Raw genomic sequence first — 8946 nt, forward strand, 5'->3', positions numbered from 1 at the left:
GATCGGGGGCAGGGTCATCACGGCCGGGTTGTCGGCTTCGTCGCGTGGCGGGAGCGGGGGCTTGTAGTCGGCGGGCGCGGGTGGTTGCGGGCGGTGGCCGGGTGGCGGGGGAAGCAGACCGTCGTAGTCGGCCTGGGTGACCGGCTCGTAGTAACCCGAACCGGGGCGCGGCGGCAGGTGGTAGCCCGACCGGGCCGCGGCCGGCTCCTGGAAACCGGGCCGCGCCGGCGGCTGGTAGCTGGGCTGGACGGCGGGCGGCTGTTGGTAGCCGGAGCGCGCGGCGGCCGGTTCCTGATACGCGGGCCGGGCCGGTGGCTGGTACCCGGACCGGGCCGCCACCGGTTCTTGGTAGCCGGGGCGGGAAGCCGGGGGGTACTGGCCCGACCGGGCCGCCACAGGTTCCCGATACCCGGGCTGCGCCGGAGGTTCGAGATAGCCCGAGCGCGAGGCCGGTCCATTGTGATAGCCCGACCGGGCCGCCGGTGGCTCCAGATAGCCGGACCGGGCCGCGACCGGTTCCTGATAACCGGAGCGAGTAGCCACCGGTTCTTGGTAGCCGGAGCGGGCAGCCATGGGCTCCTGGTAGCCGGGCGGTCCTTGCTGGAGGGGCGGCGTCGTCTGGGTTTCGTAGGCCAGGGCGGACATCGCGGCGGACAGGGGGGCCGAGGTCGGGGTCGCTATCGGGGCCCGGTAGGCAGGAGGGACGGCCGGTGCGGCCGGGCCGGCGGGGCGCTTCGCCGTGGACTGCCTGCGGCGCATGGCTTCCGTCGTCTGCTGGTCCAGCTTCTTGGACCACTTCAGCATCCCGGCCGGACTGTCCCACGCCAGCACCCCCACGAGCGAGCCGCCCGCGAGGTACCCGGTGACCCGCGACGCGACCGGCTTCGAGCCCGTCAACGACACGGTGTCCTGGGCCAGCGCGGGAATCCCGGCGGCCTGGATGCGTACCCCGTGCTGATCCGACCAGAACCTCGGCAGCGGAGCGTACGGCTTGGCCTCCTCGCGCCCCAGCAACAGGTTCTCGGCGCAGGCGCGGCCCATCTCGACCGCGTTGATCCAGTGCTCGACCCGCCGCGGCACGGTGTCGAAGCGCAGGTTCGGCCAACGCGCGACATCCCCGGCGACGACGATGTCCTCGGCGCCGAGCGCGTGCGTCGTCGGGCCGCACAGCACGCCGTCGTCGACGAACAGCCCGGAGCCACGCAGCCAGTCGACCGCAGGCACCGCGCCGACGCCGAGCACGACGCAGTCGGCGACCACGACCTCCCCTGTGGACAGATGCATGGTCACGCCGTCGGAACCGGTGCCCCAGTTGGTGATCGCGGCATCGGTGACCAGCCGCACGCCGTGTGCCTCGTGCAGCGCACCGACGGTCTCGCTGACATCGTGGCCGGGGACGTTGCGCAGCATCCCCGGCTCGCGCATGACGATCGTCGCGTCGCGGCCCAGCTCCCGGGCCGCCGAGGCGACCTCGCCGGAGAGCCAGCCGCCGCCGATCATGGCTACCCGGCCCTTGCCGGCGCGCAGGTTCTTCTGCACCCGGATCGCGTCGGCGATCGAGCGCAGCACGTGCACCCGCGGGTCGTGCCGGGGCGCCCCGGGCAGGTGCCGGGCCTGCATGCCGGTGGCGATGACGAGGCCGTCGTACTCGATCTCCTCACCGCCGGGCAGGAAGAGCACGTGCTCCTCGGGGTCGAGCCGGGCGACCCGCGTCCGGTAGCGCCACACGGCGTCCAGGTCGGCGTGCGGCAACAGGATGTCCCGCGGCCGGACCGCGCCGGTGAGCAGCTGCTTGGTCAGCGCCGGCCGGTGATAGGGCCGGAACGGCTCCTCGGTGAGGATCATCAGCTCACCGTCGAAGTCGAGCTCGCGCACCCGCTCGGCGGCGCGGAGGCCGGCGGCTCCCGCGCCCACGACGACGATGCGCTCGCGTCTTTCCGGGCTCGTCAACGGTTTCTCCCTCGGGTTGGGCTTTCCGCCTCCGCCAACGTGATCGCGAGCGTGGGGCAGATGCGGGCCGCCGCCCGCGCGGCCTCGAGCTGGCCCTGCGCGACGATCCGCCGGTAGCGCAGCCCGCCGCTGGTGGTGAGCTCGAAGAGCTCGGGTGCCTCCGCCACGCAGAACCCGTAGCGGCGGCAGTGGTCGTTGTCGACGCTCAGCTGGTGGCGCGCCGGTGGGCGCTTGCGGCCGATCACGGCTCGTCCCCGTAGATGCCCGTGCTGGACAGCGCGCGCGACGGCACGAACCGCACCAGCGCGATCGTCACCGTCGGCACCAGCAACGTGATGCCGGCGAGCCACAGGGTGGACAGCGAGCCGGAGTTGAGCGCGCCGAAGAACGCGTGCACCACGCCGCAGCCGAAGGCGACGTAGCTGATCCGGTGGATGCCGAGCCACTGCCGGTAGCTCAACCAGCGGCGGACACCCACGACGATCGACGCGGCCAGCATCCCCTCGAACGCGAGGATGCCGAGCGTGTGCTGGAGCTTGACACCGCCGTTGAACGGCATGAACACCTCCCACGCGGTGTAGACCTCGACCCGCATGAACAGGAGCGCGACGACGTGGCTGAACGCGAACCCGAGGGTGAGCGTTCCCACCACCAGGTGGCCGCTGCGCAGGGCCTGACGCCCCGCGAGGCGGTTGAGCCACCCGGTGGTGGTCAACACGCCCAACGTGAGCGTCAGGCACATCAGTGCGTAGGCGAGCCGGCCAGACACGGCGAACATCTCGTGGACGCCGAGGTCGTGGGCGATGTCGCCGGTCTGGTCGACCGCCTGTCGCAGCAGCAGCACGCGCATTCCTCTGTCGGTTACCTGTTCCTCAGCACCGGCGACCCTGGTTGACGCACCGCACGACGCGGTCCATCAGCGGCGCGGGCATCACGTTGACGAAGTCGCCGTGGTCGGTCACCGGGTTGTGCTTCTCGTCCGGGAAGGAGTCGAGGACGAAGAGGCCGCCCCGCGGCACGTTGTAGGTCAGCCGCATCTGCAGGGCCGGGACCGCCTGGGTGCCAGGCGCGCACGTGCCGCTCGCGTCGGGGAACTTGATGTGGTTGCGGTGGTTGGCACTGTCGATGTTCTGGCCGTCCCAGCAGCTCGGGAAGTCCAGGATCCGCTGGACCGAGCTGCCCCGCGGGCAGAGCGGGTACTTCGTGGTGATCCGGTTCTCGAAGCCGGTGCACGTCCACTTCGCGTTGGCGTTGGCGCCGCCGTTGGTGGAGGCCTTGGCGTCACCGGTGATGATCCGGATGAACTGCGGCATCGCGACGACCGGCCCGGTGGCGTTGCCCTTGAAGGTCAGCTGAGCCCGCGCCGGGGCCAGGATCGTGCCCTGGTTGTGCGGGTTCTCCTCGTCGACGACCTCGTTCTGGCCGGCCGCCGCACGGATGCGGATCACGGGCCAGTAGTAGGTCGACAGGTCGCCACCGCGGCAGGTGGTGCCGGCCGCGGCCAGGCTCTCGTTGGTGGAGTTGGCATCGGCGGTCAGGTTGCCCACGTAGTCGTGCGTGTGGTGGGCACCGTTGCGCACCCCCGGCGCGACGATGAAGTTGTCCGGGTTGCGGTGGCCGTTCTCGTTCTGCCCGCAGCTCGCGACGAACGAGCCACGCGAGGCGCCCCGGCCCGGCCGCGCGTTCATGTTCACCGGCGCGACGTTGCGGATGTTGATGTAGTCCTCGGCCGACGGGCCGATCGGGTCCGCGCACTGCGGGTTGCCGAACTGGTCCTCGGGGGCACCGGCGGGGGGCTCGGGAGCCTGCACTGGCGGCGCGTCACCGGACTCGTCCGGAGCGGCGGCGGGGTCCTTGCCGGCGTTCGGGTCGACGGGGGGAGCCGCGGTCGGGTCCGGCGGAACCTGGGCCGGGGCACCGGCCGCCGGGTTCTGGGCCGGGGCGCCGGCGGCCGGGTCGGCCGCGGGGTTGCCGGCGGGCTGCTCCGGCTGCGCGGCCGGCTGCTGGACGGGCTTGGGGTGACGCGGGTGCGCGGCCGCGGGGGCGGTCATGCCCATCGGGTCACTGGGTGGGGTCCCCATGCCGGGGTTCTGCGCGGGCGGCTGCGCCGACGACGGAGGCTGCGCCGACGGGGGCTGCTGGGCCGGTGGCTGCTCCGCGGGCGGTTGCCCGGCGGCGGACGAGCTCGCCGGTGGCGCGGTCTGCGCGGGGGAGGACTCCGCGGGGGAGGACGAGGCCGGCGGCGGTGCGGTCTGGCTCGCGGGCGGCTGCTCGGGCAGGCACACCGGGTTGACGACGGGGGCCTGTCGGGCCGATGCGTTGCCGATGATGCCGACGGCGACGGTCGTGCCGATGATCGCCATCGCGGCTACACCCGCGACCGTCAGGCGTCGCCGGGTGCGGCGCTGCATCTGGTGTCGTGGCATGGTTTCCTCGCTGTTCGTTGCATTTGTGGAAACGGTGCTCGATCAGGTCGAGCGGAGCAGGCGCGGCACTCCGAGGGTCGCGGCGAACTCGACGGCGCGGATCGCGACCGCGAGGCCCACGTTCACCCCACCGCCGGTATCGACGGCTGCGGGCACGCTGGTCGCGGAGCTGGCCCGAACCCGGGTGCCCGGTGCTGGCGCCGACGTGGCCGGCGGCAGCGGTGCCACCACGGGGAAAGCGGGCTCCCGGTTCGGCCTCGCCTGCTCGTCGAGCGTGGCGAAGTCCACCAAACCGGTGTCCTCCACGAAGTTCAGGTCCGTCTCGATGACACCCTCGATGACGCCCTCGATGACACTGGCCGCCTTCTTCGCGAAGGCGCGGACGGCGTCGGGTGCGGTCTCGGCGCGAACTTCGGCGATGAGCGGGAACACCTCACCGTGCGCCGCACGCAGCAGGTTCGCGAACGCCGCGGCGCAGGCGGCGCCGGTCAGCGCGGAGAGCTCGGCCATCCGGCCCAGCTGCCCCGCACTCGCCTTGCCCGGCAAGGAAACCCGAGCCGTCCGGCGAGCGAGCGGAGCTCCGCATCGAGCCCGACCTGGTCCGTCGCAACGCGTTGGGCGAGCTCCCTGATCCTGCTGCGGGCTGCCGGACGCCGGCGGCGTGGGTTGTGCCGCCGCCGGCGTCGGCCTGCCTGCTGTGAAGGGACGTGCGGTCGCGACCGGCGCACCTAGCCACCCCGAGGTCGCGGCGGCGACCGGGGTGAGTAGCGCCAGTAGCGCCGCGAATCGCATGTGATTTCCTTTCTGGGCAAGGAGATTCCTGATGACACCAGCACGTGCGGTCACCAGCAGATACGGAGACAGGGGAATCGCGGTTCAATCACGGCGACGTAACAAGTGTGATCTGGGTCACTCGACGGATCCCGGTGCTGGGGTCCAGGATGTCTCCCCGTGAGCCGGCGTCCAGGCCCTAGACGGGTAGCCGCCGGCGCGGAAGGCGTCTCGGACAGGACCGGGGGTGGTTTCCCGGACAGAGACGAGGCGCTGGTCAGGATGATCCACCGCGAGTTCGGTGGCGCACTGTTCGGTCATGTCCTGCGACTGACCGGAAACGACCGTCAGTGGGCCGAGGATGTCGTGCAGGAGACCCTGGTCCGCGCCTGGCGCAACGCAGATCGGTTGGACCGAGAGCCAGGCATGTTGCGCGCGTGGCTGTACACAGTCGCGCGGCGCATCGTGATCGATGGAAGGCGTAGCCACAGTGCACGCCCAAGGGAGGTGGATGTGGCGCCGCTTGCGCTCGTGCCGGTTCCGGACCGGTCCGAGCAGGCGCTGTCGGCGATGGTGGTCGCCGATGCGTTGCAGGGCCTGCGGGCCGAACATCGCGAGGCGCTGGAGGAGACATATCTACGGGACCGGACCGTCAACGAGGCTGCAAGCGTGCTAGGGGTCCCACCGGGTACCGTCAAGTCGCGGGTCTTCTACGCGCTTCGCGCACTACGTCGTGTGCTACGGGACGGGGAGGGATAGCGATGTCCAAACCCGACCATGCCGCGAGCCACGTCGACGTCGGCGCCTACGTCCTCGGCATTCTCGACCCGCCGGACGAGGCTGCCTTCGCCGACCACTTCGCCGGATGCGCGCACTGCCGGGCCGAGTACCGCGAGCTCGCGGACCTGCCCCGGCTGCTCGACCAGCTCAAGGAGGAGCCCGCGGCCAGCGAGGGCGCGCTCGCGGGTGCGCTCGCGGAGATCTCGTCCGCCCGCCGAAAACGCGGCCGCAACCTCTGGCTCGCCGCCGCGGCGGTGGGCGTGCTGCTGGTCAGCGTGCCGCTGGTGGTGTGGCGTGCCGGCAACAGCGGCGACGCGCCACCCGTCGCCGGTCCCACGGTCACGGTCTCCGCGCCGGCCAAGCCGAGCGAGACCACGGCCGTGGCCGGCGCCCGGACGCTCACCGCGACGGACCCGGCCACCAACGCGACGGCCATCCTCACCGTGGACGGCGACTCCTCGTCCACCACGGTGGACCTGCGCCTGTTCGCGGTGGCCGGGCCGGCCAAGGGCGAGCTCACCGCGGTCACCCGCACCGGTCACCGCGAGCTCGTCACGCCGTGGGAGATGGGCGTCGACCAGCCGAGCTCCGAGGAGCGCGGCACGGTCGAGATCCCCATGCGGGAGATCGTCGGCTTCGAGCTCCGGCAGACCGCCGGTCCGGTGAAGATGGACTTCGCCACCTGACAGACCATCCCCGCCCGGCGCGAAGAGCGGTCGCACCGGGTGGACCTGGTGGTTCTGCCGAAGGGTCCGCGCCGCCGAGCGATCCGTCGTCCGGCGGTTTCGTGCTGTCCGGGGCCCTGCGGCTCAGTCGAGCTGGGGTCGCACCTCGCTTGCGATGACGGCCAGGTGGTCCAGGTCGTCCAGGTCGAGGATCTGCAGGTAGGCAACGGTGGCGCCGGCCTCGGCGTAGCGGCGCAGCTTCTCGGCGGCCTCCGCGGGTGTGCCGGCCACGGCGTTCGCCCGCAGGCCCTCGACGTCGCGCCCGATCGCGGCGGCCCGGCGCGCGACCTCCGCGTCGTCCTTGCCCACGCACGTCTCCACGGCGGAGGAGAAGACCAGGTCGTCCGGCGCGCGGCCGACCGCCTCGAGCGCCGCCCGCACCCGGCCGAACTGCGCGGCCGCGTCCTCCGGCGAGCAGAACGGGGTGTTGAACTCGGTGGCGTGCTTGGCCGCCAGCGCGGGAGTCTTCGACGTGCCCATCCCGCCGACGATCACCGGCACCGGTGACTGCGCGGGCTTGGGCAGCGCGGGCGAGTCGACGAGGGTGTAGAACCGGCCGTCGTAGGAGAACCGCTCGCCGATCGGCGTGGCCCACAGCCCCGTGACGATGTCGAGCTGCTCCGCGAGCCGCGCGTGCCGCTCCTTGGGGAACGGGATGCCGTACGCGCGGTGCTCGGCCTCGTACCACCCCGCGCCCAGGCCCAGCTCCACCCGCCCGCCGGACATCTGGTCGACCTGCGCGACCTGGATCGCCAGCACCCCGGGCAGCCGGAACGTCGCCGCGGTGACCATCGTGCCCAGCCGGATCGTGCTGGTCTCCCGGGCCAGCGCGCCCAGCGTCACCCACGCGTCGGTCGGGCCGGGGAGCCCGTCGCCGCTCATCGTGAGGTAGTGGTCGGATCGGAAGAACGCGCTGAAGCCCAGGTCCTCAGCGGCGCGCGCGAGCCGCAGCTGCGTGTCGTAGGACGCCCCCTGCTGGGGCTCGATCATGATGCGGAGATCCATGGCGCAATATCACCACACGGCGGGCTATCCGGCGCCGTGCGGCCAGGTCATCCGGACCGTCGTGCCGTAGTCCCCGCGCTCCACCTCGGTCTGCCGGGACAGCTTCCGGATCAGCTCGAGACCCCGCCCGACGCCGTCGTCGGGCGGCTGCCACCGGCCCCGGTCCGCGACGGTCACCTCCACCGCGCCGGCCGCGAGCCGGGCGTGCAGCTCCAGCGGTCCCACGGTGCCGAGGGGGTAGGCGTGCGTGACCGTGTTCGCCATCGCCTCGTAGCTCGCGAGGCTGATGTCGTAGGTCAGGTCGGCCGGAATCCCCTCGTTGCGGGCCCACTCGATGAGCTGGCGCCGCAACCGCGCGGCCAGTTGCGGCGACGCGGGTCCCTGGTGGTGCAGGGAGGCGGGAGCGTCGTCGTGGTGCTTGCCCGGGTTCATGACTGTGTGCCTGCCTTCCCGCCTACGGGGCATTGGGACCCGGTTACCCGTCCCGGTGCGGACCATTCATCCGGATTGCGTCCGGTTCAGGACACCGCGAGTGGGATGTCATCGGCGTACGCCACGCTCGACGGCAGCTGACCAACCATCGGCTCTACAGGCGTTGAGTACCGGCGATTACTGTGCGAGTTCGTATGAATACCTTCACCCGACAGGGGGTACCCCATCGCATGGCCGAACCGGACAACACCAATTCCGACGTCACCGGGCCCTCGCGCGGCTCGCTCGTCACGTTCCTCCTCCAGGACAAGGAGGGCGAACGGTTCCGCATCGGCGAGGTCGTCGGCCCGCTCGAGCCGGACCCCGTGACCGGGGACGTCTGGGTCGGCGTGCGGACCTCGCACAAGGCGCTCAACCAGTCGGTGCACCTCGTCTCGACGTCCTCGATCGTGCACGTCACGCCACCCGGCGGCCGAGCCAAGGGCGCGGCTTAGATCTCTAGGGCTAAGGCCTGCCGCGTAGATCATCGTGTGAAGTCCGACCACCGGAACCTCAGGGGACCGTGACGGCACCCAGCCACCATCCACCTCGATACCCGCACCATTCGCTGGGACGCAAGGCACACTTTGAAATCCCGGGGAGGCGGACTAGCTGCCGAGGACGCGGGCCAAGTAGGCGTTGGTGAACCTGCCGGCCGGGTCGCGGGCCCGGCGCAGCTCCGCGAAGTCCGTCCACCGGGGATAGCGCGGGGCGAGGTCCGCGGCGGTGGCCGCGAAGCACTTGCCCCAGTGCGGGCGGGCGCCCAGCGGGAGCAGCGCGGCCTCGAGGTCGGGCAGGAGCGCGAACACGGCGGCGGG

11 protein-coding genes are annotated in these 8946 nt (G+C 72.0%); 3 read left to right on the plus strand and 8 right to left on the minus strand.

Annotation, left to right across the window (positions count from 1 at the left end; translation table 11 throughout):
• From VGD70_RS22475 to VGD70_RS22495, 5 genes are all read right to left on the minus strand, one after another.
• Nucleotides 1-1950 (minus strand): NAD(P)/FAD-dependent oxidoreductase (locus VGD70_RS22475; protein WP_331084432.1); only part of this gene is annotated, 1950 nt, incomplete at its 3' end.
• Entirely contained in the window at nt 1947-2195 is a 249-nt protein-coding gene (locus VGD70_RS22480; protein WP_331084434.1) for a ferredoxin, read from the minus strand. The genes VGD70_RS22480 and VGD70_RS22475, both read right to left, overlap by 4 nt.
• Nucleotides 2192-2794: a ferric reductase-like transmembrane domain-containing protein gene (locus VGD70_RS22485; protein ID WP_331084436.1), complete on the minus strand. Its 603-nt coding sequence runs from the start codon at nt 2792-2794 to the stop codon at nt 2192-2194. Before VGD70_RS22485 ends, VGD70_RS22480 begins: the two co-directional genes overlap by 4 nt.
• Nucleotides 2795-2822: 28 nt before the next feature.
• Complete coding sequence (locus VGD70_RS22490; protein WP_331084438.1) at nt 2823-4376, minus strand: DUF1996 domain-containing protein; 1554 nt, start codon at nt 4374-4376, stop codon at nt 2823-2825.
• Nucleotides 4377-4418: 42 nt separating this feature from the next.
• Nucleotides 4419-4886 (minus strand): hypothetical protein, encoded by a 468-nt coding sequence (locus VGD70_RS22495; protein WP_331084440.1) that lies wholly within the window; start codon nt 4884-4886, stop codon nt 4419-4421.
• A gap of 543 nt (nt 4887-5429) precedes the next feature.
• Here VGD70_RS22495 and VGD70_RS22500 point away from each other — a divergent pair.
• Nucleotides 5430-5906, plus strand: coding sequence for a sigma-70 family RNA polymerase sigma factor (locus tag VGD70_RS22500; RefSeq protein WP_331084442.1), 477 nt, complete (start codon nt 5430-5432; stop codon nt 5904-5906).
• A gap of 2 nt (nt 5907-5908) precedes the next feature.
• Nucleotides 5909-6613, plus strand: a complete 705-nt coding sequence (locus VGD70_RS22505; protein ID WP_331084443.1) for an anti-sigma factor — start codon at nt 5909-5911, stop codon at nt 6611-6613.
• Between the two features lie 123 nt (nt 6614-6736).
• Here the strand turns inward: VGD70_RS22505 and VGD70_RS22510 are convergent, their stop codons facing one another.
• Both VGD70_RS22510 and VGD70_RS22515 read right to left on the minus strand, forming a co-directional pair.
• Nucleotides 6737-7657, minus strand: a complete 921-nt coding sequence (locus VGD70_RS22510) for an LLM class F420-dependent oxidoreductase (protein ID WP_331084445.1) — start codon at nt 7655-7657, stop codon at nt 6737-6739.
• A 24-nt stretch (nt 7658-7681) separates the two neighbouring features.
• Nucleotides 7682-8089, minus strand: coding sequence for an ATP-binding protein (locus tag VGD70_RS22515; RefSeq protein ID WP_331084447.1), 408 nt, complete (start codon nt 8087-8089; stop codon nt 7682-7684).
• Between the two features lie 230 nt (nt 8090-8319).
• Here VGD70_RS22515 and VGD70_RS22520 point away from each other — a divergent pair, with 230 nt between their 5' ends.
• Nucleotides 8320-8583: a hypothetical protein gene (locus VGD70_RS22520; RefSeq protein ID WP_331084448.1), complete on the plus strand. Its 264-nt coding sequence runs from the start codon at nt 8320-8322 to the stop codon at nt 8581-8583.
• A 153-nt stretch (nt 8584-8736) separates the two neighbouring features.
• Here VGD70_RS22520 and VGD70_RS22525 read toward each other — a convergent pair.
• Nucleotides 8737-8946: D-arabinono-1,4-lactone oxidase (locus tag VGD70_RS22525; protein ID WP_331084450.1), on the minus strand; the 210-nt coding region annotated here is incomplete at its 5' end.

The organism is Actinophytocola sp. (assembly GCF_036402745.1).
In the GTDB taxonomy this organism is placed as follows: domain Bacteria; phylum Actinomycetota; class Actinomycetes; order Mycobacteriales; family Pseudonocardiaceae; genus Actinophytocola.

What these genes read in the sequence shown, in the direction of transcription:
- VGD70_RS22490 (WP_331084438.1), bottom strand. Translation starts at nt 4,376, where the DNA reads ATGCCACGACACCAGATGCAGCGCCGCACCCGGCGACGCCTGACGGTC.
- VGD70_RS22495 (WP_331084440.1), bottom strand. Translation starts at nt 4,886, where the DNA reads ATGGCCGAGCTCTCCGCGCTGACCGGCGCCGCCTGCGCCGCGGCGTTC.
- VGD70_RS22500 (WP_331084442.1), top strand. Translation starts at nt 5,430, where the DNA reads ATGATCCACCGCGAGTTCGGTGGCGCACTGTTCGGTCATGTCCTGCGA.
- VGD70_RS22505 (WP_331084443.1), top strand. Translation starts at nt 5,909, where the DNA reads ATGTCCAAACCCGACCATGCCGCGAGCCACGTCGACGTCGGCGCCTAC.
- VGD70_RS22510 (WP_331084445.1), bottom strand. Translation starts at nt 7,657, where the DNA reads ATGGATCTCCGCATCATGATCGAGCCCCAGCAGGGGGCGTCCTACGAC.
- VGD70_RS22515 (WP_331084447.1), bottom strand. Translation starts at nt 8,089, where the DNA reads ATGAACCCGGGCAAGCACCACGACGACGCTCCCGCCTCCCTGCACCAC.
- VGD70_RS22520 (WP_331084448.1), top strand. Translation starts at nt 8,320, where the DNA reads ATGGCCGAACCGGACAACACCAATTCCGACGTCACCGGGCCCTCGCGC.